General features: G+C 65.3%; 20 protein-coding genes and 1 tRNA gene. 5 read left to right on the forward strand and 16 right to left on the reverse strand.

Annotation, left to right across the window (positions count from 1 at the left end; all coding sequences use genetic code 11):
• Window positions 1-214: 214 nt before the first annotated feature.
• The 5 genes from lon to BP26_RS0111130 form a co-directional block, all read right to left on the reverse strand.
• Complete coding sequence (gene lon, locus BP26_RS0111110) at window positions 215-2608, reverse strand: endopeptidase La (protein ID WP_029920651.1); 2394 nt, start codon at window positions 2606-2608, stop codon at window positions 215-217.
• Window positions 2609-2891: 283 nt separating this feature from the next.
• Entirely contained in the window at window positions 2892-4169 is a 1278-nt protein-coding gene (clpX, locus tag BP26_RS0111115; RefSeq protein ID WP_029920652.1) for an ATP-dependent Clp protease ATP-binding subunit ClpX, read from the reverse strand.
• A 135-nt stretch (window positions 4170-4304) separates the two neighbouring features.
• Window positions 4305-4928 carry an ATP-dependent Clp endopeptidase proteolytic subunit ClpP gene (gene clpP / locus BP26_RS0111120; RefSeq protein WP_029920653.1) on the reverse strand — a complete coding sequence of 208 codons (624 nt, stop codon included), beginning with the start codon at window positions 4926-4928 and terminating at the stop codon, window positions 4305-4307.
• Window positions 4929-4981: 53 nt separating this feature from the next.
• Complete coding sequence (gene tig / locus BP26_RS0111125; protein ID WP_029920654.1) at window positions 4982-6316, reverse strand: trigger factor; 1335 nt, start codon at window positions 6314-6316, stop codon at window positions 4982-4984.
• Window positions 6317-6434: 118 nt separating this feature from the next.
• Window positions 6435-6519 (reverse strand) — tRNA-Leu (locus BP26_RS0111130).
• A 104-nt stretch (window positions 6520-6623) separates the two neighbouring features.
• On the opposite strand from BP26_RS0111130, the gene BP26_RS0111135 reads away from it, so the two are divergent.
• The gene (locus tag BP26_RS0111135) at window positions 6624-7664 is read left to right on the forward strand and encodes a FecCD family ABC transporter permease (RefSeq protein WP_084183009.1); all 1041 of its coding nucleotides are present in this window, start codon (window positions 6624-6626) and stop codon (window positions 7662-7664) included.
• Between the two features lies 1 nt (window position 7665).
• Entirely contained in the window at window positions 7666-8496 is an 831-nt protein-coding gene (locus tag BP26_RS0111140) for a heme ABC transporter ATP-binding protein (RefSeq protein WP_029920656.1), read from the forward strand.
• Between the two features lie 6 nt (window positions 8497-8502).
• On the opposite strand, the gene recJ is transcribed toward BP26_RS0111140, so the two are convergent.
• Genes recJ through alaC form a run of 4 tightly spaced genes read right to left on the reverse strand, consistent with a single transcriptional unit; the run spans window position 8503 to window position 13866 of the window.
• Window positions 8503-10197, reverse strand: a complete 1695-nt coding sequence (recJ, locus tag BP26_RS0111145) for a single-stranded-DNA-specific exonuclease RecJ (RefSeq protein ID WP_051748865.1) — start codon at window positions 10195-10197, stop codon at window positions 8503-8505.
• 14 nt (window positions 10198-10211) lie between these two features.
• Window positions 10212-11333 (reverse strand): threonine synthase, encoded by a 1122-nt coding sequence (gene thrC, locus BP26_RS0111150; RefSeq protein ID WP_029920658.1) that lies wholly within the window; start codon window positions 11331-11333, stop codon window positions 10212-10214.
• Window positions 11330-12637, reverse strand: a complete 1308-nt coding sequence (locus tag BP26_RS0111155) for a homoserine dehydrogenase (protein ID WP_029920659.1) — start codon at window positions 12635-12637, stop codon at window positions 11330-11332. The genes thrC and BP26_RS0111155 overlap by 4 nt, the downstream gene beginning before the upstream one ends.
• Complete coding sequence (gene alaC, locus BP26_RS0111160) at window positions 12634-13866, reverse strand: alanine transaminase (protein ID WP_029920660.1); 1233 nt, start codon at window positions 13864-13866, stop codon at window positions 12634-12636. Before alaC ends, BP26_RS0111155 begins: the two co-directional genes overlap by 4 nt.
• 189 nt (window positions 13867-14055) lie before the next feature.
• On the opposite strand from alaC, the gene BP26_RS0111165 reads away from it, so the two are divergent.
• Window positions 14056-14622, forward strand: coding sequence for a peroxiredoxin (locus BP26_RS0111165; protein ID WP_029920661.1), 567 nt, complete (start codon window positions 14056-14058; stop codon window positions 14620-14622).
• Between the two features lie 100 nt (window positions 14623-14722).
• Here the strand turns inward: BP26_RS0111165 and BP26_RS0111170 are convergent, their stop codons facing one another.
• The 4 genes from BP26_RS0111170 to surE all read right to left on the reverse strand — a co-directional run bounded on the left by BP26_RS0111170 (window position 14723) and on the right by surE (window position 17922).
• Entirely contained in the window at window positions 14723-15571 is an 849-nt protein-coding gene (locus BP26_RS0111170) for a peptidoglycan DD-metalloendopeptidase family protein (protein WP_051748854.1), read from the reverse strand.
• 49 nt (window positions 15572-15620) lie between these two features.
• On the reverse strand, window positions 15621-16211 hold the full coding sequence (locus BP26_RS0111175; RefSeq protein ID WP_029920663.1) for a DedA family protein: 591 nt from the start codon (window positions 16209-16211) through the stop codon (window positions 15621-15623).
• Complete coding sequence (locus tag BP26_RS0111180; RefSeq protein WP_029920664.1) at window positions 16211-16903, reverse strand: protein-L-isoaspartate(D-aspartate) O-methyltransferase; 693 nt, start codon at window positions 16901-16903, stop codon at window positions 16211-16213. The genes BP26_RS0111175 and BP26_RS0111180 overlap by 1 nt, the downstream gene beginning before the upstream one ends.
• A gap of 272 nt (window positions 16904-17175) precedes the next feature.
• On the reverse strand, window positions 17176-17922 hold the full coding sequence (gene surE / locus BP26_RS0111185) for a 5'/3'-nucleotidase SurE (protein WP_029920665.1): 747 nt from the start codon (window positions 17920-17922) through the stop codon (window positions 17176-17178).
• On the opposite strand from surE, the gene BP26_RS0111190 reads away from it, so the two are divergent.
• Window positions 17921-18583, forward strand: a complete 663-nt coding sequence (locus BP26_RS0111190; protein ID WP_245611775.1) for a Smr/MutS family protein — start codon at window positions 17921-17923, stop codon at window positions 18581-18583. The two genes, surE and BP26_RS0111190, sit on opposite strands and share 2 nt — an antisense overlap.
• Before the next feature lie 6 nt (window positions 18584-18589).
• On the opposite strand, the gene BP26_RS0111195 is transcribed toward BP26_RS0111190, so the two are convergent.
• A complete protein-coding gene (locus BP26_RS0111195) occupies window positions 18590-19858 on the reverse strand; it encodes an Hsp70 family protein (protein ID WP_051748855.1) in 1269 nt (422 codons plus the stop codon).
• Between the two features lie 229 nt (window positions 19859-20087).
• Between BP26_RS0111195 and BP26_RS0111200 the strand changes: the two genes are divergently transcribed.
• On the forward strand, window positions 20088-20285 hold the full coding sequence (locus BP26_RS0111200) for a hypothetical protein (protein WP_029920668.1): 198 nt from the start codon (window positions 20088-20090) through the stop codon (window positions 20283-20285).
• An 11-nt stretch (window positions 20286-20296) separates the two neighbouring features.
• On the opposite strand, the gene BP26_RS0111205 is transcribed toward BP26_RS0111200, so the two are convergent.
• Window positions 20297-23299 carry a toll/interleukin-1 receptor domain-containing protein gene (locus BP26_RS0111205; RefSeq protein ID WP_029920669.1) on the reverse strand — a complete coding sequence of 1001 codons (3003 nt, stop codon included), beginning with the start codon at window positions 23297-23299 and terminating at the stop codon, window positions 20297-20299.
• Between the two features lie 54 nt (window positions 23300-23353).
• Entirely contained in the window at window positions 23354-24067 is a 714-nt protein-coding gene (gene ispD / locus BP26_RS0111210; RefSeq protein ID WP_029920670.1) for a 2-C-methyl-D-erythritol 4-phosphate cytidylyltransferase, read from the reverse strand.
• Between the last annotated feature and the right edge of the window lie 219 nt (window positions 24068-24286).

Raw genomic sequence — 24286 nt, forward strand, 5'->3', positions numbered from 1 at the left:
GCCGTCCCCCGATCCTCCGGAACCGGCGCAAAGAACGCCTGTGCCTCGTTCTGAGGATGGTTCGCCACGGCCACGGATGCAGTCTTATACCAAGCGCCGGCAGCAAGCGTCAATCAAGCGTTTGAGCTTGTGCCAGCGTGGTTTTCAACGCTTCACAACGCGGAATTTCCGGCAATGTAAAGGCACTGTGAAGCGTTGAAAAAAGTCCCGCCGATCAATGCGGACGCAGCCCCTCTCCCGGCGGCGGCGGCGGATTGGTGCCGCCTTCGACACTCTTCGGTTCCGGCGCGCGTTCCAGAGCGAGACGCAGCGCATCCTCGATCCAGCGCACCGGTTCGATGTTGAGCTTGGCCTTGATGTTGTCCGGAATCTCCGCCAGATCCTTGAGGTTTTCCTGCGGGATGATCACGGTGTGGATGCCGCCGCGCTGGGCCGCCAGCAGCTTCTCCTTGAGTCCGCCGATCGGCAGGACTTCACCGCGCAGGGTGATCTCGCCGGTCATGGCGACGTCGGCGCGCACCGGAATCATGGTGAGCGAAGAAACGATGGCGACACACATGGCGACGCCGGCAGAAGGACCGTCCTTGGGCGTGGCGCCTTCCGGCACGTGCACATGGATGTCGTGCTTCTGGTAGAACTCCGGATCGATGCCCAGGCTCTTGACGCGCGAGCGCACCACGGTCAGCGCGGCCTGGATCGACTCCTGCATGACGTTGCCGAGGCTGCCGGTCTGGGTCAGCTTGCCCTTGCCGGGCGACAGCGCGGCCTCGATCGACAACAGTTCGCCGCCGACTTCGGTCCAGGCCAGGCCAGTGACCTGCCCGATCTGGTTCTTTTCCTCGGCGCGGCCGAAACGGAAGCGCTGCACGCCCAGGTACTTCTCGAGATTCTTCTCGGTGACCTTGACGGTCTTCTCGGTCGGCTTGAGCAGGATCTGCTTCACCACCTTGCGCGCGATCTTGCTGATCTCGCGTTCCAGGCTGCGCACGCCGGCTTCACGCGTATAGGTGCGCACGATGGAGCGGATGGCGCCGTCGGCGATCTCCAGTTCCTCGTCCTTGAGGCCGTTGGCCTTGATCTGCTTGGGCACCAAGTAGCGCTTGGCGATGTTGAGCTTCTCGTCCTCGGTGTAGCCGGGGATGCGGATCACTTCCATGCGGTCGAGCAGCGGACCGGGAATGTTGAGGGTGTTGGCGGTGCAGACGAACATCACGTCGGACAGGTCGTAGTCGACTTCCAGGTAATGGTCGTTGAAGCTGTTGTTCTGCTCCGGGTCGAGCACTTCCAGCAGCGCCGAGCTGGGATCGCCGCGGAAGTCCATGCTCATCTTGTCGATCTCGTCGAGCAGGAACAGCGGGTTCTTCACCCCGACCTTGGACATGCTCTGGATGATCTTGCCCGGCATGGAGCCGATGTAGGTGCGGCGGTGCCCGCGGATCTCGGCCTCGTCGCGCACGCCGCCCAGGCTCATGCGGGTGAACTTGCGGTTGGTGGCCTCCGCGATGGAGCGGCCGAGCGAGGTCTTGCCCACGCCGGGCGGTCCGACCAGGCACAGGATCGGGCCTTTCAGCTTCTTCACGCGGCTCTGCACGGCGAGATATTCAAGGATGCGTTCCTTGACCTTCTCCAGGCCGTAGTGGTCGGTATCGAGCTGCTTTTCGGCAGCGGACAGGTCGATGGTGGCCTTGGTGGTCTTCTTCCACGGCACCTGCGTCAGCCAGTCGAGGTAGTTGCGCACCACGGTGGCTTCGGCTGACATCGCCGGCATCATCTTCAGCTTGTTCAGCTCGGCGTTGGCCTTGGTCTTGGCCGCCTTGGGCATGCCGGACTTGTCGATCTTGCGCGCCAGTTCTTCCTGCTCGTTCGGCGCATCCTCGAGTTCGCCCAGTTCCTTCTGGATCGCCTTGATCTGCTCGTTCAGGTAATACTCGCGCTGGTTCTTTTCCATCTGCGATTTGACCCGCCCGCGGATCTTCTTCTCGATCTGCAGGATGTCGATCTCGCCTTCGAGCTGGCCCAGCACGTATTCGATACGCGGCTTCGGATCAGTCAGCTCCAGGACTTTCTGCTTGTCCTCGAGCTTGAGGTTGAGGTGGGCGGCAATGGCATCGGCCAGGCGGCCGGGCGAATCCATGCTCGACAGCGAGGGCAGCAACTCGGCCGGCACCTTTTTGTTGAGCTTGACGTACTGCTCGAAGGTGGCGACGGTGGCGCGCATCACCGCATCGGTTTCGCTGCCGCCGGGCTGGCCTTCGTCGGACTCGATCGGCTCGAACTGGGCGGTGAGATAGTCGTTGCTGTTGTCCAGGCTCAGGATGCGCGCGCGCTGCGCGCCTTCCACCAGCACCTTGACCGTGCCGTCCGGCAATTTCAGAAGCTGCAGGATGCTGGCCAGGGTGCCTACGTCGTACAGGTCGCCGGTATCGGGCTCATCGGTGTCGGCATGCTTCTGCGCCACCAGCAGGATGCGTTTGCCATCCTGCATCGCCGCGGTAAGGGCCTTCACCGACTTCTCGCGGCCGACGAACAGAGGCTGCGCCAGATGCGGGAAGATCACCACATCGCGCAGGGGCAGAACCGGGGCTGAATTTTCGTTCGTCTGGGACACGCTGAACCTCGTTATTCGTTACGCCGTTATTATGCAGCACATAGGCAAAATGCGAGCGGATAAGGCCTATTCAAGGCCTGGAACGGGTTGTAACAATCGGCGGCCCGGCGGGAAAACGGCGCCATCCGCCCGGCTCCCCCGATCGCGCTGGCCGGATCGGGTGTGTCAGCCGCGCCACCGTCACCATGCGCCAGCGCGCCACACCCTGCCGATTGGTCAAAAAACCAACAAAAAGGCCGCCGCAGTGTTCGACTGGGGCGGCCTTTTCAGGTTCAGCGGAGGTCTAGGCCGAATTCTTCACGTCGCGGCGCGGGGCCTCGACGTTCTCGTAAACCACGAAGGGCTTGGACTCGCCTTTGACGACGGACTCGTCGACCACCACCTTGGACACATTCTGCATCGACGGCAGGTCATACATGACGTCAAGCAGGATGGTTTCCAGGATGGTGCGCAGGCCGCGGGCGCCGGTCTTGCGCTCCCTGGCCTTGCGCGCAATGGCGTTGAGGGCGTCGTCGCGGAACTCGAGCTGGCAGCCTTCCATCTGGAACAGCTTGGCGAACTGCTTCACCAGGGCGTTCTTCGGCTCGCGCAGGATTGAGATCAGCGCCCGCTCGTCCAGCTCCTCCAGCACCGCGAGGACCGGCAGGCGGCCGACGAATTCCGGGATCAGGCCGTAACGGATCAGATCCTCGGGTTCGACGATCGACAGCAACTGGCCGATGTGGCGCGAATCCTTCTGCGACTTGACGTCGGCCGAGAAGCCGATGCCGGCCTTCTCGGTGCGGTTCTGGATCACTTTCTCCAGGCCGGAGAAGGCGCCGCCGCAGATGAACAGGATGCCGGCCGTGTTGACCTGCAGGAATTCCTGCTGCGGATGCTTGCGGCCGCCCTGCGGCGGCACGCTGGCGATGGTGCCTTCAACCAGCTTGAGCAGGGCCTGCTGCACGCCCTCGCCCGACACATCACGGGTGATGGACGGGTTTTCGCTCTTGCGCGAAATCTTGTCGATTTCGTCGATGTAGACGATGCCGCGCTGCGCCTTCTCCACGTCGTAGTCGCACTTCTGCAACAGGCGCTGGATGATGTTTTCCACGTCCTCGCCGACATAGCCGGCTTCGGTCAGCGTGGTGGCGTCGGCGATGGCGAACGGTACATCCAGCAGGCGCGCCAGGGTTTCGGCCAGCAGGGTCTTGCCGGAGCCGGTGGGGCCGATCAGCAGGATGTTGGACTTCTGCAGCTCGATGCCGTCGGTCGAACCTTTCTGGCTGAGGCGCTTGTAGTGGTTGTACACCGCCACCGACAGCACTTTCTTGGCCTGGTCCTGGCCGATGACATACTCGTCCAGCACCGCCCGAATCTCGTGCGGCTTGGGGAGGCCCTTGACCTGGGGCTTGGCATGCACCTCTTCGCGGATGATGTCGTTGCAGAGATCGACGCACTCGTCGCAGATGTACACCGAGGGACCGGCGATCAGCTTGCGGACTTCGTGCTCGCTCTTGCCGCAAAAGGAGCAATACAGAACCCGGCCGCTCTGGCCACCGCTCCGTACGTTATCTGGCATTTTCTTCCTCAAACATGGGCTTACAGCCCTTTTCCCGTGTCGGAACACCTAAAGAGCGGCCACCTCGCCGCCCCGCCAGCCTCTTATAACATGCAGTCATGTTGCAGCAAAATGACCGCAAATTCCACGTCGGGTTCAGGCCGGCGACGGAGCCGACGGCCGGCGCTCGACGATCTGGTCGATCAGGCCGTAGTCCCGGGCCGCTTCGGAGCTCATGAAATAGTCGCGTTCGACGTCGCGGGCGATCTTTTCCAGGGGCTGGCCGGTGTGGTCGGCATAGAGGCGGTTGAGGCGCTCGCGCAGGTACAGGATCTCCCGCGCCTGGATCTCGATGTCGGTGGCCTGGCCCTGGGCGCCGCCGGAGGGCTGGTGGATCATGACGCGCGAGTTCGGCAGGGCGAAACGCTTGCCCTTGGTGCCGGCGGAGAGCAGGAACGAACCCATGCTGCAGGCCTGGCCGATGCACATGGTGCTGACGTCGGGCTTGATGAACTTCATGGTGTCGTAGATCGACAGGCCGGAGGTGATGACGCCGCCGGGCGAGTTGATGTACAGGTGGATGTCCTTGTCCGGATTTTCGGCTTCCAGGAACAGCAGCTGGGCCACCACCAGGTTGGCCATGAAATCGTCGATCGGGCCGACGATGAACACGATCCGCTCCTTCAGCAGGCGCGAATAGATGTCAAAAGCGCGCTCGCCGCGGGCGGTCTGCTCCACCACCATCGGCACAAGCTGGGCGCGGGCGATCTGGTCGTTCATCGTCGATCCTTGTTCGTTTTTCGGAGTGCGGCTGGGAATGCGGCCGGTCTGCATCAAGCTGCGGACTGCGAGACCGATTTCAACAGGTCTTCCAGCGTCATCTTCAATTCGACCGTCTTGGCCCCGGCCAGCAGGCTTTCCACCACCTGCTCTTCCAGGGTCACGGCCTGCAGGCCCTGCAACATGTCCGGGCGCGAACGGTAGAACTGGCGCACCTGGTCCGGCTGCTCGTAGTCGGCGGCGATCTCTTCGAGAGCGGCGTCCAGGCGGGCGTTGTCCGGGCGGATCTCGCGGGCCTTGATCACCTCGCCGATCAGCAGGCCCAGGGCCACGCGGCGCTGCGCGTTGGCTTCGAACAGCTGGTCCGGCAGCATCTTCTGCAGCTGCTCGGCCTGCAGCTTGCCGGCTTGGTTGAGCTGCATGCGGTTGATCGCCTCTTCGCGCAGGCGCACGATTTCCTGCTGCACCTGGCTCTGCGGCACTTCGATCGGGTGGTTGCTCAGCAGCTGGTCCAGCACGTCGCGCTTGAGGCGGGTGCGGATGGCCTTGTCGCGCTCGGTCTCCAGCGCCTTGCGGCACTTGTCTTGCAGGCCCGCTTCGCCGGCGTCCTCTTCGACGCCATGCGCCTTGAGGAATTCACCATCGATGGCCGGCAGGCGCGGCTCGCGCACTTCCAGCAGCTTCACGGCGAAGCGCGCGGTCTTGTTCCGCAGGTCTTCACGGCGGTAGTCGGCCGGGAAATTGACGTCGGCATCGAAGCTGTCGCCGGCGCTGTGGCCGACGATGGCGTTCTCCAGATCGGCCAGGAACTGCTTCTCGCCCAGCTCGATCTCGATCTTCTCGCCCTTGCCGCCCTGGAACGCTTCACCGTCGACCTGGCCGTCGAAATCGACCACGGCGACGTCGCCCAGCTGGGCGGGGCGGCTCACGGTCTCGAGGGTGCGGCGCGCCTTGCGCAGGTTGCCGATGAGGCGCTCGACGTCGGCCTCGGAAATCTCCACCACCGGCTTCTGGATCTCGATGCGCTCCAGCTGGTCGAGCTTGACCTCGGGGAACACGTCGAAGATGGCGACATAGGCCAGCGGCTCGCCGGCCTTTTCGCTGGTGACTTCGAAATTGGGGGAACCGGCCGGCTGCACCTGCGCCTGGGCCACCGCTTCCGGCCAGGTCTGGCGCACCAGCTCGCCGATCACGTCCATGCGCGCCGACTCGCCGTACTGCTGCTGCACGACCTTCAGCGGCGCCTTGCCCGGGCGGAAGCCGGGGATGCGCGAACGCGCGGCCAGCTGTTTCATGCGCAGCCCCAGTTCGCGCTCGACGCGCTCGGAGGGGATTTTGACGTGCAGGCGACGCGAAAGGCCGCCCGGGGACTCGACGTGGATTTCCATCTTGGGGTTCCGACTCTTTAAGTGTGTTACCGATTCTGTCATGGGAGGTCTGCACTGCCCTCCCTCAGGTACCTCCCCACCGGGGAGGGAAACTAAGGATGCCGCGCCTGCCGGAGTGTGGTGCGAAAGGAGAGACTCGAACTCTCACGCCTCGCGGCGCTGGAACCTAAATCCAGTGCGTCTACCAATTCCGCCACTATCGCTTGGGCCACTTGCCGAGCAAGCCGGCTGCGCTGCACCCTGAAAATTATAGCATTTCGCCGGCGCCCGCCTGCGACCCGGCAAGCCCAGCAGGCACAATGTGCAAATGAACCCTCTGCTCGCCAGCCTGCGCCGCCCCCTGCCCCTGTGCCTGCTGCTCGGCCTGCTGGCCCTGGCGGCGGCGGCCAGCGGCCTGGCGGCCGGGCCGGCGGCGATCAGCGGCGGCGAAGTCCTGGGCGCGCTCGGCCTGGGGCCGGGCGTGGATTCCACCGTGTCTTCTACCATTCTGCAGCTGCGCCTGCCCCGGGTGGCGCTGGGCCTGATCGTCGGCGCGGCGCTGGCGGTGAGCGGCGCCGCCATGCAGGGGGTGTTCCGCAATCCCCTGGCCGATCCGGGCCTGGTGGGAGTCTCGAGCGGCGCCGCGCTGGCGGCGGTGGCGGCCATCGTGCTGGGCCCCGCGCTGGGCCTGGCTTTCGCCGGCCGCTGGCTGCTGCCCCTGGCCAGCTTCGGCGGGGCTGCGGTGACCACCCTGCTGGTATCGCGCCTGTCGCGGGTCGATGGGGCCACCCAGCCGGCGCAGATGCTGCTGGTGGGGCTGGCGGTGAACGCCATCTCCGGCGCCGGCATCGGGCTGATGGCCCATGTCGCCAGCGGGCCGGCGCTGCGCGCCCTGACCTTCTGGATGTACGGCAGCCTGGGCCGTGTGGGCTGGCCGGAAATCGCCGCCACCGCGCCGGTGGTGGCCCTGGCGGTGCTGCTGATCCCCACCCAGGGGCGCGAGTTGAACGCCCTGCTGCTGGGCGAAGCGGAGGCGGCGCACCTGGGCGTGGACGTGGAGCGGCTGAAGCGCTGGCTGGTGTTGCTGGTGCTGCTGGCCGTGGGCGGCGCGGTGGCGCTGACCGGCATCATCGCCTTCGTCGGCCTGATCGTGCCGCAGCTGATCCGCCTGTGGGCCGGACCCGACCACCGCCTGCTGCTGCCCGCCTCCGCCCTGCTCGGCGGCGCCCTGCTGACGGTAGCCGATACCGTCGCCCGCACCGTGGCGGCGCCGATCGAATTACCGATCGGCGTGCTGACCGCACTCATCGGCGGCCCCTTCTTCATCGCGCTGCTGCTGCGCCTGCGCGGCCGCGGCGAGACCTGGTGAGATGGCGGCCGTGACGCTGGCGGCGGAACAGGCGAGTTATCGCGTCGACGGACGCAACTTGCTCGACCAGGTCAGCCTGATACTCGTGCCCGGCGAGGTGCATGCCGTACTCGGCCGCAACGGTGCCGGCAAATCGACCCTGCTGCGCCTGCTGGCGGGAGACATCCAGCCACAGGGCGGCAGCGTGACGCTCAACGGCCGCGCCCTGCCCGCCTGGACGCCGCGCGAGCGCGCACGCCGGCGTGCGGTGCTGCCCCAGTCCGAATCGCTGCGCTTCGGCTTCAGCGCGGAACAGGTGGTGGCAATGGGGCGTTACGCCAGTGCGCAACACCGGCCGGAAGTAGAACAGGGCATCGTGCGCGAGGCCCTGCAACTGGCTGGCGTCGCCGACCTGGCCCAGCGCCGCTATCCCAGCCTGTCCGGCGGCGAACGCGCCCGGGTGCAGTTCGCCCGGGTCATGGCGCAGATCTGGGAGCCGCCGGCGGATGGCGCAGCCAAGGACGATGGCGCGCGTTACCTGTTGCTCGACGAACCCACCGCCAGCCTGGACCTGGCGCATCAACATGGTTGCCTGCTGCAGGCGCGCCGATTCGCCGCATCGGGGGTGGGCGTGCTGGCGGTGCTGCATGATCCGAACCTGGCGTTGCGCTATTCCGACCGGGTGACAGTACTGGAAAACGGCCGGGTCACCGGCCAGGGGCCGACACGGGAATTGCTCAGCCGGGAGTTGCTGGAGCGGACTTACGGCATCGGTATCGAGCTGGTGCATACCGCTGGCGAAGCATTGCCGGTGGTGGTCGCCCATCCGGCCAATTCGCTTCCGTCATCCTGAACGCAGCTATTGCGAACGCAAGTCGATGATCCGCATTTCCAGGCTTTCCGCGCCGCGGAAGCGGTTGACGCCGATGCAATAGACCAGGCTGACGCTGCCGCCGCGCTCGACCAGGCGCTCGGCGCCATTGAAATCCATGGCTTCGACATGCCCCCCGCCGGGCAGGCGCAGGCGGTATTTGATGTGGCGTCCGTCGGCGCCGAGGGCGCGGGTTTCGACCACTTCGAAATGGCCTTCAAAGCGCGGCTCGGGGAAGCCCTGGCCCCAGGGGCCGGCCTGTTCCAGGGCGCGGGCGGTGTCCAGATGCAACTCGGCGTCCTGCAATTCACCGTCGGTCTCGAGCACCTCCTCCAGCGCATCTGCGTCCAATCGAGCACGGCACTCCGCGTCGAAGGCCTGCGAGAATTTCTCCAGCGCGGCTTCAGGCAAGGTCAGGCCGGCGGCCATGGCGTGGCCGCCGAAACGCACGATCAGTCCCGGATGGTGCGCATCCACTGCGGCCATGGCATCGCGCAGGTGCAGGCCGCCGATGGAGCGGCCGGAGCCCTTGAGTACGCCGTCCTCGGTGGCACGGGCGAAAGCGATCACCGGACGGTGCAGACGGTCCTTGACGCGTGAGGCGACCAGGCCGACCACTCCCTCGTGCCAGCCCGCGTCGAACAGGCAGACGCCGACGGCACTGTTGGCGGCGGCCAGTTCCAGCGCCTCGTCGCGCATCTGCGCCTCGATGTCGCGGCGCTCCCGGTTGAGCGAGTCGAGCTGGCCGGCGAGCGTGCGCGCCGATTCGGCATTCGCGGCCAGCAGGCACTCGATGCCGACGGTCATGTCTTCCAGCCGCCCCGCCGCATTGAGCCGGGGGCCGAGGACAAAACCGAGATCGCCGGAATTGATATGCGTCTGCACCCGGCCGGCCGCCTGCAGCAGCGCCTGCAAACCCGGACGCGCGCGACCGGCGCGGATGCGCGCCAGGCCCTGCGCCACCAGGATGCGGTTGTTGTGGTCGAGCTTGACCACGTCGGCCACGGTGCCCAGGGCCACGAGGTCGAGCAGTTCCGCCAGGTTCGGCTCCGATCGTTCGGCAAAATGCCCGGCGGCACGCAGACGCGCGCGCAGGGCTAGCAGCACGTAGAACATCACGCCGACGCCGGCCAGGTGCTTGCTGGCGAAGCCGCAACCCGGCTGATTGGGATTGACGATGGCGGCGGCGGCCGGCAATTCGTCGCCGGCCAGGTGATGGTCGGTAATCAGCACCGGCAGGCCGGCGGCGTTGGCGGCGGCCACGCCGGCCAGGCTGGCGATGCCGTTGTCCACCGTCACCAGCAGGCCGGCGCCCTTGGCCAGAGCCATCTCGGTCAGGGCCGGCGACAGGCCGTAGCCCATGGTGAAGCGGTTGGGCACGACGTAATCGACCTGTTCCGCGCCGAGGGCGCGCAGGCCCAGCACCGCAACCGCGGTGGCGGTGGCGCCGTCGGCGTCGTAGTCGCCGGCGATGACGATGCGCTCCTGCGCGAGGATCGCCGTCATCAGCAATTCGGCGGCGGCATCGATACCGCGCAGTCCCGCCGGCGGCAGCAGGGCGCGCAACTCCAGCGGCAGGTCTTCCGCGCGCGTCAGGCCACGCGCCGCGTAGGCGCGGCGCAGCACCGGGTGCAGCTGCTCCGGCAGGCCGCCATGGTCGCCCTGCGGGCGCCGCCGGACCAGCGGCTGCGACTGGCTCAGCCGAGCCGCTCCAGCAGGGCGCGCTCGACGGCGCCACGCTCGGCATCGACCTGGACCAGGCCGGTGAGGCCGTCCTTGAGGATCACGTCCGGATCCTTCATGCCGTTGCCGGTGAGGGTGCAGACCACGGTGGAACCGGCCGGGATCTTGCACTGCTTGAGATCACGCAGGGCGCCGGCCAGCGAGCTGGCCGAGGCCGGCTCGCAGAACACGCCTTCGGTCTCCGCCAGCAGCCGCTGGGTGGCGAGGATTTCCGCGTCTTCCAGCTCGTCGAACCAGCCCTGGGACTCTTCGTGGACTTTCCACGCCAGGTCCCAGCTCTGCGGATTGCCGATGCGGATGGCGGTGGCCACGGTTTCCGGGTTCTTCACCGGACCACCGCGCAGGAACGGCGCGCTGCCGGCGGCCTGATAACCCACCATGCGCGGACGCTTGCGCACGCTGCCGAAGCCGGTGAAATCCCAGCTGTCGGGATAGGCGGCGCAGGCGGCCGTTTCCAGGCCGGCGCTCTCGGAATAGCCGATCCAGTGCGCGGTGATGTTGCCGGCGTTGCCGACCGGCAGGCAGTGGAAATCCGGGGCACGGCCGAGCGCTTCGACGATCTCGAAGGCGGCGGTCTTCTGGCCCTGCAGGCGATAGGGGTTGATCGAATTGACGATGGCCACCGGCGCGGTCTCGGCGACTTCCTTGACCAGCTGCATGCCGTCGTCGAAGTTGCCGCGGATCTGCACCACGGTGGCGCCGTGCACCACCGCCTGGGCCAGCTTGCCCAGGGCGATCTTGCCTTCGGGGATCAGCACGAAAGCCTTGATGCCGGCGCGGGCCGCATAGGCCGCGGCGGCGGCCGAGGTGTTGCCGGTGCTGGCGCAGATGATGGCGCGGCTGCCCTCGTACACCGCCTGCGTCACCGCCACGGTCATGCCGCGGTCCTTGAACGAGCCGGTGGGGTTGAGGCCCTCGAACTTGACGTAGATCTCCGCTTCGACGCCTTCCAGGCGCGGCAGGTTCTCCAGCCGGATCAGCGGCGTGCGACCCTCGCCCAGGCTGATGGCGCGGGCGCCGGGCGCCAGCGGCATACGGTTGCGATAAGCCTCGATGATTCCCGTGTATCTACTCACTCGAAGTGCTCCACGCGCAGGCGCGAAGCACCCGGACGTACAAAAGGCAGGTTCAACATCTTTTCCAGGGCGCCGTTGCAGCGGTGCTCCGGAATCTCGGAGGTGATGATGGCGAGCGTGGCATCCTCGTTCTCGCCCGGCTCCTTCTGCAGGATCGCCTCGATGCTGATGTCCGACTCGGCCAGGATCGAGGTGATGGCGCGCAGCACGCCCGGCTCGTCGGCGACGCGCAGGCGCAGGTAGTAGGCGCTTTCGATCTCGCTGAAGGACAACACCTTCTGGTCCTTCAGGGCTTCGCTGCGCGAGCCGAGGTAAGGCACGAAGTGCTTGGGATCGGCGCCCTGCAGGCGCGCCACGTCGATCAGGTCGGCGACCACGGCCGAAGCGGTGGCATCGCCGCCGGCGCCGCGGCCGACATAGACGGTCTGGCCGACAGCGTTGCCGTGCACGCGGATGGCGTTGAGCGCGCCGTCGGTCTTGGCCAGCAGGTGCTCCACCGGGACCAGGGTCGGGTGCACGCGCAATTCCACGCCCTGGGCGCCGCGCTTGGCGATGCCCAGCGACTTGATGCGGTAGCCCAGTTCCTGCGCCAGCTGGATGTCCTGCGCGGTGACCTGGCTGATGCCCTCGGTGGCCACCGCGTCGAAACGCAGCGGCATGCCGAAGGCGATGGAAGCGAGGATGGTGAGCTTGTGCGCGGCGTCGATGCCTTCGACGTCGAAGGTCGGATCGGCTTCGGCATAGCCCAGTTTCTGCGCGGCGTGCAGGGCATCGGCGAAGCTCTGCCCCTTCACCGTCATCTGCGTCAGGATGTAGTTGCAGGTGCCGTTGATGATGCCGGCGAGGCTGTCGATGCCGTTGCCGGCCAGGCCTTCGCGCAGCGCCTTGATGATGGGGATGCCGCCACCCACCGCCGCCTCGTAGGCCAGCTGGGCGCCGTGCTTGCGCGCGGTGAAAAGGATCTCGTTGCCCTTCTCGGCGAGCAGGGCCTTGTTGGCGGTAACCACCGGCTTGCCGGCTTCCAGCGCGGCCAGCACCAGCTCACGGGCCGGCGAAATGCCGCCGATCAGCTCGACCACCACGTCGACGTCGGCGCGGACGATCTCGGCCGGGTCGGAAACCAGGGTGATGCCAGTCAGATCGCAGTCGCGGGTGCGGGTGGAATTGCGCACCGAGGCGTGGGTCACCACGATCGGGCGCCCGGCGCGGCCGGCGATTTCCGCGGCGTTGCGCTGGAGGACGCGGACCACGCCCTGCCCGACCGTGCCCAGGCCGATCAGGCCAACCTTGAACGGGGCGCTCATGTCGGCCCCGCGGCCAGCATCTTCTTCAGGGAACGCATGGCCTGGCGGGTGCGCTGCTCGTTCTCGATCAGGGAGAAGCGCACGTACTCGTCGCCGTATTCGCCGAAGCCGATGCCCGGCGATACCGCCACCTGGGCACGTTCCAGCAGCTGCTTGGAGAATTCCAGCGAGCCAAGGGCGCGGAACGCCTCGGGGATGCGCGCCCACACGAACATGGTGGCCTTGGGCTTCTCCACCGGCCAACCGGCCTTGATCAGGCCCTCGACCAGCACGTCGCGGCGCTTCTTGTACATCTCGCAGATTTCCTGCACGCATTCCTGCGGGCCTTCCAGGGCGGTGATCGCCGCCACCTGGATCGGCGTGAACATGCCGTAGTCGAGATAGCTCTTGATGCGCGCCAGGGCGGCGACCAGGGTCGGGTTGCCGCACATGAAGCCGACGCGCCAGCCCGGCATGTTGTAGCTCTTGGACAGGGTGAAGAACTCCACCGCGATGTCCTTGGCGCCGGGCACCTGCAGCACGGAGGGGGCGACGTAGCCGTCGAAGACGATGTCGGCGTAGGCCAGGTCGTGCACCAGCCAGATCTGGTGCTCGCGGCAGATGGCGACCACCTTCTCGAAGAAGGCCAGGTCCACGCACTGCGAGGTCGGGTTCGCCGGAAAGTTGAGGATCAGCATTTTCGGCGCCGGCATCGTTTCCTTGATCGCCTTCTGCAGTTCCTCGAAGAAGTCGACTTCCGGCGTCAGGCGCACGTGGCGCACATCGGCGCCGGCCAGCACCACCCCGTAGGGATGGATCGGATAGGCCGGGTTCGGCACCAGCACGGTATCGCCGGGGGCCAGGGTGGCGAAGGCCAGATGGGCCAGGCCTTCCTTGGAGCCGATGGTGGCGATCACCTCGGTTTCGGCATCGAGCTCGACCTGGTAACGCTTGCGGTACCAGGCGGCCATGGCGCGGCGCAGGCGCGGCACGCCCTTGCTCACCGAGTAGCGGTGGGTATGGGTGCCTTCCTCGTCGCGGTGCTCGGGCACCACGTAGTCGGAATCGGTGCCGCGCACCGCGGCCTCCACCAGCTTGTCGACGATGTGGCGCGGCGTGGGCTGGTCCGGGTTGCCCATGCCGAAGTCGATAATGTCCTCGCCACGAGCTCGGGCAGCCTTCTTCATATCACCGACGATATTGAAGACGTAGGGCGGCAGGCGCTGGATGCGTGGGAAGACGCTATTCACTGGAGAACCTTTGCAGGTGTGGGTTGAGCGGTAGGCGGGGTCGGGACCGGGGTCCGGGACAGCGCGTTTGGGGCGCAATTATTGATGCCGCGGGCAAATAACTCAATGCACAGCACAGTTGGCCGTGCATCCATCGCCCCGCCCGTCCGCGTAGAGGAACATAATATCGGCCATATCCGGGAGAAAACCATGGAAAACCACGTCCGTTCAAAGCGTTCCGCCGGACTTGCGGTGCTGGCCGCGGGGCTGCTCAGCCTCAGCCTGGCGGCCTATGCCGGCCTCAAGGCGGGCAGCAAGGCGCCGGATTTCAGCGCCCAGGCCTCGCTGGGCGGCAAGGTTTTCTCGTTTTCGCTGGCGGAAGCGCTGAAACAGGGGCCGGTGGTGCTGTACTTCTACCCGGCCGCCTTCACCTCCGGCTGCACCGTGGAAGCGCACGAGTTCGCCGAAGCCACGGACAAGTTCAAGGCCCTGGGTGCCACCGTGATCGGCGTCTCGCACGACGATATCGAGACGCTCAACAAATTCTCGGTCAGCGAATGCCGCAGCAAATTCGCCGTGGCGGCCGATCCGGACCTGAGCATCGCCAAGTCCTACGACGCCACCGCCTGGTTCATGCCAGGGCATTCGGACCGTACCTCCTTCGTCATCGCACCGGACGGCACCGTGCTCTACAGCTATTCCGCCCTGAGCCCGGATGCGCATGTGAAGAACACCATGGATGCGCTGCAGCGGTGGAAGGCGACGCAGAAGCAGTGACTGGTGGCCAGTGACTAGTGATCAGTAACGGCCAAAGCCGCAAATCCAGGCCTTGTTGTTCTTGGTTGGTCTTAACTGCCCACTAGTCACTGGCCACTGATCACTGCCGCCGCGGCAGCAGCGGCAACGGATCGATCGGCTTGCCGCGATCGCGGATCTCGAAGTGCAGCAACGGCCGCTGCTCCGGCCCCAGGCCCAGTTCGGCGATGGGCTGGCCGGCCAGCACCTGCTGGCCTTCTTCCACCAGGCGGCGGCGGTTATAGCCGTAGGCGGTCAGGTACTGCTCGTCGTGCTTGATGATGACCAGTTCACCATAGCCCTTCAGTGCGCTGCCGCTGTAGACCACCTTGCCGGCGGCGGAGGCGATGACGATCTGGCCGGTGTCGCCGGTGATGTCGATGCCCTTGGAGCTGCCGTCGGCGGTGAAGCCGCGCACCACCTTGCCCCGCGTCGGCCATTCCCAGCGGCCGGCATCGAAGCCCGGACCGCGGACGTCGGCGGCGATGGAGCCGGATGGGGATTCGGAGGAAGGTGCAGCGCGGACAACGGGCGGCGGCACGGCCGTATTGGGAGGCAGCGGGGGGACAGTGGGGACGGCACGCGCAGATCCCTGTTGCACTGTGTAAGCCGGTCGGCCGCCCCCGGGACCCGCCGACTCAGCCGTTCGTGAGGGTTCCGGCAAGACCATGCTTCCCGGCGGCGTCAGCCGCAGCACCCGCCCGGGGTAAATGGCGTAGTCACGACCGATGCCGTTCCAGCTGGCGAGGTCGTGGTAATCGAGCTGATTGCGGAAGGCAATGGAATACAGCGTATCGCCGCGCTGCACCGTGTACTGGCCGGGACCGGCCACAGCCCGCGGCAGGGCGGCCGAACGGCCGCGTCGGGCGCTCTGCTCGTGCACTTCGCTGCCGCTGCAGGCCGAAAGCAGCGCCGCGAGCGTGATCGACACCCCAAGGCGCTGCCATGGCTTCATGCCGACAGGATACTAAACGGCGACCTCAACGGCGACGGATCATGAACCATCCCGCGCCCAGCACCAGGACAACCAGCGACAGGTACGCGAGTTCGTGGGTGTAACGCATCACCAGCGTCACCGCGGGTTCGCCGAGGTAGTAGCCGAAGCCGACCAGTACCGCGCACCACAGCGCGGAACCGGCACCGGTGAGCAGGACGAAGGGCAGCAGCGGCATGCCGAAGACACCCGCCGGCAGGGAAATCAGGTGGCGGATCACCGGCAGAAAGCGCCCCAGGAAGGTGGAGATGCGCGCATTACGCAGGAACAGCGCCTCGGCCTCGTGGTACTTCTTCTCGCTGATCAGCAGGTACTTGCCGTAGCGCAGCAGGAAGGCCCGCCCCAGGCTGCGCCCGATCAGGTAGTTGATGCCGGCGCCGAAGATCGAGCCTAGGCCGCCGCAGGCAATGGCCAGGAGCGGGTTGAGCTGGCCCTGGTGCGCGAGATAGCCGGCCGGGATCATCACCAGCTCCGAGGGCACCGGGAGCAGGCTCGATTCCAGGGCCATCAGCAGGATGATCTGGGGATAGCCGAGGTGAGCGTAAAGATGGGACAGCCACTCCTGGAAAACGGCCATCAGCTGCGCCCCTCCAGCAAAGGCACGAAGCTGACACCGGCGACGTCGCGGCTCTGCCACTTGTTGGCCAGCACGCGGTCGATCACGCGTAGCGACTGCTGGGCCGGCGGTCCCACCGGGATCACCAGGCGCCCACCCCGTTCGAGTTGCTCCAGCATGGCTTTCGATACTTCGGTGGCGGCGGCCGTGACGATGATGCCGTCGTACGGCCCATGCGCGGCCCAGCCGGCGGTGCCGTCGGCGTAGCCGAAGTGGATGTTGCGGTAGCCCAGGCCGCGCAAGCGGATGCGGGCCTGCTCGGACAAGGTCTTGATGCGTTCCACCGAGAATACGTTCTGTACCAGTTCCGCCAGCACCGCGGTCTGGTAGCCGCTGCCGGTGCCGATCTCCAGCACCTTCTTGCGCGGGGCGCCGCCGGGCGCGGGTTCGAGCAGGAGCTGGGTCATCAGCGCGACGATGTAAGGCTGCGAGATGGTCTGCGACTGGCCGATCGGCAGGGGCTTGTTCTTGTAGGCCTCGCCGCGCCAGGCTTCTTCGACGAACTCGTGGCGCGGCAGCTTCTGCAGCACCTCCAGCACGCGCTCGTCGACAATGCCCTCGCGCTTGAGCTCGGCAATGAGGCGGGCACGGCTGGCCGGCGAAGTCAGGCCCTGACCGAGACTGTGGGGGTGGCTGCCGGGTTTCGGGCTCATCGGGCCATTCACAGTTTGGGGCCTATGACATGATGAATCACACCTGCGTTGCCGCTCAAAATCGCGTCAGGCAAGGCGGAGGCCCCGGCCATGGTGATTCCATGGCCGGGGCTGACAACGCAGCCTGGCGCGATTTTGGGCGCAACCCGAAGGGACGGGGCCATTTTTGCGCATTGCTGCGTCGGCTGGGACTTGCATGGAATCACCATGCCGCGCCCCATCCGACTTGCACTGCGCAAAAATGACCTCCGTCGCAGGTGCGATTCATCATGTCACAGGCCCCTCGCCCACGCGGTGAGTTGTTCGATAGAGCTATGCCGGGTCAGATCCACCAGCAAGGGCGTGATCGACACCCGCTTCTCCTGCACGGCGTGGAAATCGGTGCCTGGTCCGCTGTCATGCTCGGCACCGGCGGCGCCGATCCAGTAGATGCGCCGTCCGCGCGGGTCGCGGGATTCGATCACGTCCTCGGATTTGTGGCGGTTTCCCAGGCGGGTCACTTCGATGCCCTGCAGTTCCTCATACGGTACGTCCGGCACGTTGACGTTGAGGATGGTATTGCCGGGCAGCGGCGCCCGCTGCAGGTGCTCGATCAGGCGCAGGGTGATTTTCGCGGCGGTGTCGTAGTGCTGGGGATTGACCCCGGCGCAGGATACGGCGATGGCGGCGAGGCCCAGGTGGCGCCCTTCCATGGCGGCGGCGACGGTGCCGGAATAGAGCGTGTCGTCGCCCAGGTTGGAGCCGGCGTTGATGCCGGAGACCACCATGTCCGGGGTTTCGGTCAGCAGGCCGGTCAGGGCCAGGTGCACGCAGTCGGTGGGCGTGCCGTCCACGCAATACGTGCCGTCCGCGTGCTTCTGCACCCGGATCGGGTTGAGGATGGTGAGGGAATTGCTGGCGCCGCTGCGGTTGCGGTCCGGAGCCACGACTTCCAGGCTGTGCACCGGCCGCAGATGCTCGGCCAGGCAGCGCAAGCCAGGAGCCGTGCAGCCGTCATCATTGGAGAGGAGTATGCGCATGCGCGTGAAAACTCGGGAATGCGCAGTAGTTTACCGTCTGCCGGGCTATCATGCCTGCATGTCGCGCGATCCCGTCAACAAGCCCGGAAAACCTCCTGCCGACGTCCCCGCCGGGGTCGAGCCGGACGTGGATTTCCGCACGGCGATGAGCGGGGTGCGCCCGCACGCCGCCCCCGACCGGCTGGAACCCCTGGTGCGCCGCCCCAGCACGCGCCCGCGCAGCATCGAGGCGGACGAGCAGGCGGTGCTCGAGGAAATGATGTCTGACACGCTGGACCCCGAGGACATCGAGAGCGGCGACACCCTCACCTACCGCGGCGAAGGCATCCAGGATTCGGTTTGGCGGCGGCTGCGCCGCGGCAACTACCACATCCGCGCAGAACTGGATCTGCACGGCTTCAACCGTGACGCCGCGCGGCAGGAAGTTTCCGCCTTCCTGGCCGCCTGCCAGAACAACGACGTGCGCTGCATCCGCATCATCCACGGCAAGGGCCGCGGTTCGCCCAACAGCGGCCCGGTGATCAAGACCCTGCTTGACGGCTGGCTGCGCCGCCGCAAGGATGTGCTGGCCTTCTGCTCGGCGCGGCCGCACGACGGGGGCACCGGGGCTGTCTACGTCCTGCTGCGCGCATCGCAGACGCGCCAGTCGTCGAATGGTTAAACGGCTCTAGGCATCGGCAAACAGCTTTGGAGCGGATGCGCCGAGTCCACGCGCGACGCTGGCGAACTTGTCGCCCACCGCGACCCGGGCCTTGGGGAAGGTCTTCTGGAAGGCCCGGCGCAATTCGGCGATGCCGGTCGAGCCGCCGGTGAAGTACAGGACCGTGACCTCGTCCTGGGTGATCCCGGCCCGCAACACGGCGTCCAGCGCGGACTGGACGATGCGGTTCAGCAGGGGGCCAATCGCGGTCGACAGCACCTGTTCCGCGATGGGCACGGCCAGATCGCCCTCGATAAAGGCCAGGTCCATGCTGCCCGCGCCGCCTTCGGCAATCTCGATCTTGGCGCCTTCCACGTGGGAGGCGATGCGGTGGCCCTGCCTTCCGCGCAGCACGTTCATCAGCCGGCGATGCATGCGCAGATCGCCCATGAACAGCTTGAGCTCCTCGGCGCTGGCCAGCTGCTTCCAGGTGTAGAGGAAGTTGATCTTGTGCCACGTCGCAAGGTCGTGGAAAACGGCCACCGGGACCGGCTTGCCGTCGGTGCCGGCAGAGCCGTAGCCCAGTTCCCGCATCGCGGTGGACAGGCTCAGCTTCTGGTCGAAATCGGTGCCGGCGAGATGGATGCCGTCATTGGCCAGCACGTCGCCGGAGCGGTCCGTCTTGCCGGCCAGCGCGGGACCGAGGCGGACCAGGGAAAAGTCGGAGGTGCCGCCGCCGATATCGACCACGAGGACGAGCTCTTCCCGTTCCAGGGTGGCTTCGAAATCGAGCGCTGCGGCGATCGGCTCGAACTGGAAGCGGACTTCCTCGAAGCCGATTTCCCTGGCGATCTCGGTCAGGGTCGTCTCGGCAAGACGGTCCCGCGCTTCGTCGTCGTCGACGAAATGCACCGGGCGGCCGAGGACCAGATGGGTCAGGCGGCAGGAGGCGTGCGATTCGGCCACTTCCTTCAGATGCGCCAGGAACTCGCCGATGATCTGGCGGTAGGCCACGGGCTTGCCCCCAATGAGGGTGGTTTCCCCCAGCAGCTCGCTGCCGAGCAGGCTCTTGAGGGAGCGCATCAGGCGCCCTTCACTGCCCTCCTCGTATTCCGCCAGCGCCTGCTGGCCGAAAGCCGTGGTGCGCTGCTCGGCGTTATAGAAGACCGCGGTTGGAATCGTCTCCCGGCCGTGCTCCAGGGGGACCAGAAAGGTCTGCCCTTCATTGACCAGGCAGACAGCGGAATTGGAGGTTCCGAAATCGATGGCTGCGATGCAGCGGTTCAAACTCGACATGCAAACAGGCCCTGTACCTTCCGGAATCAAGCGGGGCAGCGCGCCCGGCGGCGCATATGATATCCGCGAACGAGGGGCCCGGATTCAGCCTGGCGGCAAGGCCACTGTGGATAATTTGCTACCTGCATCACAAACGCCTTCGGGAATCGATGGACGGCACTGGTCGCTGCGTGTAGTTTCTGCACATCCGCCCGTTGGGGTGCGGAAAGCTCTTCCAGGGAGAACACCGATGCTCAAATCATTCCGCGACAGCCTGCTGACCACCGCCATGGCGATGACGCCGTTTTTGCTGACGGCTTGCGGCGACGATAAAACCAATGGCCAGTCGAAATTCGAAATCGTGGTACTCGCGCTGCTCTGCTGCACCGTTTCGCTCGGCCACAGCTGGCTGAAGACGCGCAAGATCCCCGCTCAGCCGGCTGTTTGATCCGACGCAGTTCACCAACACGCGTCAAGGCCGGGAGTGGAAGGGATCAGGGTTTCACCTTCAAGCCTCCATGGAACCCTGCAATGTAGGATATTTTCGATCTGTTGGGAGCTGCGCGGCTCGACGCGCAGCTCCCACTCGCGGATCACGCCATCGGTCGAACCGGTTAGCATCCACCGACCATCAGGGCTAAACGCCATCGACCTGTATGGAGCATCCGGCATAGGACTGCCGTGTTCGGCAACGGTGTCGAGCAGTTCGCCGCTCCATACATCCCAAAGTTTGGCAGTTGCATCCGCGCCGGACGTCAGAACGAATTGGTCATCGGGTGAAAATTCAGCAGCGCTCACCTCACCGGCGTGTCCGCGCAAATTACGAGATATTCCTTTTGCCGGCGACCACAGAAAAACGCCACCGTTTTGATCTGTGAACACAGCATTGCGACCGCTGTGATCCAGTCGCGCCGAGTTGAAACGGCGAGCTGAGGGATCGCGAACTCTTCCGAGTACGCGGCCGTTCCGGGAATCGAGCAATACCGCCGCTTGTCCATAACCCGAGGCAAGAAGCTGCTCGCCATCGGCGCTGAAATCGATGGCAGCAATGTCTTCTTTGGTTTCATTCGTAGACTCCGCAAGCGGCGCCGACCACAACTCCCGGCGCCGGGCTATGTCCAGGAGTTTTATCGCCTGGTGAACACCCACCGCAAAAAAACGGCCATCCGGGCTGAAGCGTCCTGCTCTGGCTTCATCGCGCTCGAATGTCTCGATGATTTCGCCGGTATCCGCATTCCACAGGCGAGTGATGCCACCCAGTATTGCGGCGGCGACTGTATGCCCGTCCTTGCTCAAGGCAACGGTCAAAATCCGTTTGCCACCGCAATCCAGTGTATTCAGCAGACGCCCCGAAGCAACATCCCAAATTTTTACGCCATCGACATGCCCGCCGGTAACGACCTGTGTATCGTCGGCGCTGAACTCAAGCGTGTTGACCGAACGTGCATCTGCCTTGATGCTGCGAACGAGCCGATGCGTCGATGCATCCCAGAACTTCAGATCTCCGTCACCCGCCCCACTCGCGATCAAATCACCCTTATGGCTAAAAACGGCTGCTACACCAGGCGGCTTGGTCTCGACAGCCCAACGGACAGGGTCGACTTCGTGGTGGAATTCGAAATCCGGAATACCCGGCATATTCCATAACACCACTCGACCATCGGGGCCACCAGTCGCAAGTAATTGGTCATCCTCGCTGATATCGCGGGCTTCCGGCATGCCGCGATGCCCGTCAAGGGTAAACAACTCAACTCCCGACTGGACATCCTGGACAGCCAATCGCGAACTGCTCGAACTCATCACCCAGCGACCGGCGGAGCTGATGTCGAATTTGTTCGTTGCTGCGCCGGCAAATTGCTGGACATAAACCAATTGTCCATTGCCGGTGTTCCACACCCGTGCACCGTCGCTGGCTTTGGTCAATAGACGACTGCCATCGACATTGAATATCAGGGATGGATTTGGTGAGGGATGCCCTGCGACTACCTGCTGCCCTCCATCGGCGGTACGCCATACACGAATGGCTCCATCACGGGCAGCTGCCGCAATCAACGAACCGTCTTCGGTATCGTCTAAAGCAACAACATGGCTGCTCAAACCTCGCAGCGTGCGCATTTTGCGCGAGGCTTGATCATCCCATACTGTTACCTCCCCGTTCTCGGAGCCGGCAAGGAAATGCTTTCCGTCCCTGCTGAACCCCGCCACGCTGAACTCGCCTGGCAGTCGTTTTAATACCTGGCCGGATTGGAGATCAATAATTTCTGCTGCATGGTCTGGAGCGACATGCCCTACCCGATGGCTACCGCGATCGAACGGATTGAACGTGTGCTCCGTATTCCTGGGATTCTGAAGGCTTGCCAACGGCCGCCCGGTTTCCACATCCCACACATTCAGCATCCCGTGATCAGCGCTATCCGGAGCAATGAAGACGAAAATCAACCGGCTATCGCGACTGAATCTGGGAAGCGAACTGCTGCCGCTGTCCTGGACGGAGAATTCGAATATTTTTTTTGCGGTGACAGTATTCCAGACTTTTGCCACACCGTCTGAACCTGTTGTGACGAGCATGCGGGAGTTGGGGCTGAAGCGAACGGCCGACACGGCCGCACCGGTCTGGAATGCAAGCTTTTCGGCATCCACGATCCGCATCGCCCGAGCCAGCAGGAAATGTAATGCCGGCGTGTCGACACCAAGCCGGTAGGCTTCATTCAGATAGACAGCGGCCCGCGCCTGATTGTGCGCAATCAGTTCCTGCCGCCCTTGCTCGTAAACAGTCTCGATATGTGTGTGCAAAGCCTGTTGTGCCAGTGCCTGCTGCTTTTCATGCTGTTGCATGAGCCACAATCCGACCAGGACAGAGGCCGACGCGCAACTGAATGCAGTCCAACTCAGATTTCGGAGCAGCTGGCGGCGACGCTCACGGCGGCGCAATTCGTCCAGACCGGTGCCGAGCAGGCCAGCAATCAACTTCAGCCGGGCCGCTGGCTTTCCATCTTTCCCAGGCCGCACGTCAGCGGCAATCGGTTCAATGCCATCCTTGGTGCGCAAAGAAGGTGGAAAGCACTCCAGAAAGCCCTTCCCTGGCTGGAGATCGGCATGCGGCTCGCCGTCGACAATCAAGCAAAGGATGCGGTCGCCCCGGCCCATGGCGCGGAAGCGCGCGATCTCCTGGTCGACCCACTTGGAAACCGCCGCATAGGGCGAGGCGATGACGATGAGGTAACGGGATTGCAGCAGTGCCTGGTCGATGGCGCCACTGAGATTGGGGGAACTGGGCAGCTCCTCAAGGTCGCGGAAGACCGGGAACAAGCGTCTCGGGACGGGACCGGCGGCGGTCTCGCGGCCGACCAGGCGGCGCGGCACACGGTAGGTCTCCAGCGCCTTGTGCAGCCATTCGGCCCAGGCCTGGTCGCGGTGGCTGTAGGAGATGAACGCCCAGTACTTGTAGGACTCTTGCTGCACCTGCGACCTCTCCCCCTTCCCACCCGTCTGCCTTAGCGGCCGATCAGAACCACTTCATCGAGCATATTCCTGCCGTGACAACCAGAATTCCGCCAGGGGCAGATCCTCGGGATAGGTCACCTTGAGGTTGCTCTCGCGGCCGCGGACCAGCATGGGCTTGTAGCCGGCCAGTTCCATGGCGGCGGCTTCGTCGCCCAGGGGCTTGCCCTTGGCGATGGCCTGTTCCAGCGCGGAGCGCAGCAGATCCAGGCGGAACAGCTGTGGCGTCTGGGCACGCCACAGGGCGGCATGGTCCACGGTACGCGCAGAGCACTCGCGCTCTTCCTGCTTCAGCACATCGGTCACCGGCACGGCGAGCAGGCCGCCCTGCTCGTCGCTGGCTTCGTCGCGCAGGGTCTCGACGTCGTCCACGGTCAGGCAGGGACGCGCGGCGTCGTGCACCAGCACGTAGACCGGTGCATCGAGCATGGCGCTGCGCTCGGTCACGGCCTGCAGGCCGGCCAGCACCGAGTCGGCGCGGGTGGCGCCGCCGGTGACGGTGACGATCTTGGGGTGCCGCGCGATGGGGAGCTTGGCGAAATCGGTGTCGCCCTTTGGCAGGGCCAGAACCACGCCGTCGATCCAGCCGGCGTCGAAAAACGGCGCCAGACTCCATTCCAGCAGGGCGCGCTCGCGCAGGGGCAGGTATTGCTTGGGCTTGCCCAGCCCCATGCGGGCACCACCACCGGCAGATGCGACCACCGCCCAATAACGCGGAACTTTAGGCACTGTTTTCAAGGCTTTCGCGCATGCGACGGAGGCCGTTTTCGCGCAGTGCAAGGAGAGAGGAGCAATGTGTACTTCAAGTACATGAGCGACGATCGACGCAGCAATGCGCGAAAACGGCCCCGTCCCGTGAGGGGTTGCCCTCCAAATCGCGCCATGCTGCGTTGTCGGCCTTGCCCATAGAGTCTATGGGCAGGCGGCCTCCGCCTTGCCTGGCGCGAT

The organism is Nevskia soli DSM 19509, assembly GCF_000711955.1.
GTDB lineage: Bacteria > Pseudomonadota > Gammaproteobacteria > Nevskiales > Nevskiaceae > Nevskia > Nevskia soli.

What these genes read in the sequence shown, in the direction of transcription:
- clpX (WP_029920652.1), bottom strand. Translation starts at nt 4,169, where the DNA reads ATGCCAGATAACGTACGGAGCGGTGGCCAGAGCGGCCGGGTTCTGTAT.
- clpP (WP_029920653.1), bottom strand. Translation starts at nt 4,928, where the DNA reads ATGAACGACCAGATCGCCCGCGCCCAGCTTGTGCCGATGGTGGTGGAG.
- tig (WP_029920654.1), bottom strand. Translation starts at nt 6,316, where the DNA reads ATGGAAATCCACGTCGAGTCCCCGGGCGGCCTTTCGCGTCGCCTGCAC.
- BP26_RS0111135 (WP_084183009.1), top strand. Translation starts at nt 6,624, where the DNA reads ATGAACCCTCTGCTCGCCAGCCTGCGCCGCCCCCTGCCCCTGTGCCTG.
- BP26_RS0111140 (WP_029920656.1), top strand. Translation starts at nt 7,666, where the DNA reads ATGGCGGCCGTGACGCTGGCGGCGGAACAGGCGAGTTATCGCGTCGAC.
- BP26_RS0111155 (WP_029920659.1), bottom strand. Translation starts at nt 12,637, where the DNA reads ATGAGCGCCCCGTTCAAGGTTGGCCTGATCGGCCTGGGCACGGTCGGG.
- BP26_RS0111165 (WP_029920661.1), top strand. Translation starts at nt 14,056, where the DNA reads ATGGAAAACCACGTCCGTTCAAAGCGTTCCGCCGGACTTGCGGTGCTG.
- BP26_RS0111175 (WP_029920663.1), bottom strand. Translation starts at nt 16,211, where the DNA reads ATGGCCGTTTTCCAGGAGTGGCTGTCCCATCTTTACGCTCACCTCGGC.
- BP26_RS0111180 (WP_029920664.1), bottom strand. Translation starts at nt 16,903, where the DNA reads ATGAGCCCGAAACCCGGCAGCCACCCCCACAGTCTCGGTCAGGGCCTG.
- BP26_RS0111190 (WP_245611775.1), top strand. Translation starts at nt 17,921, where the DNA reads ATGCGCGTGAAAACTCGGGAATGCGCAGTAGTTTACCGTCTGCCGGGC.
- surE (WP_029920665.1), bottom strand. Translation starts at nt 17,922, where the DNA reads ATGCGCATACTCCTCTCCAATGATGACGGCTGCACGGCTCCTGGCTTG.
- BP26_RS0111195 (WP_051748855.1), bottom strand. Translation starts at nt 19,858, where the DNA reads ATGTCGAGTTTGAACCGCTGCATCGCAGCCATCGATTTCGGAACCTCC.
- BP26_RS0111200 (WP_029920668.1), top strand. Translation starts at nt 20,088, where the DNA reads ATGCTCAAATCATTCCGCGACAGCCTGCTGACCACCGCCATGGCGATG.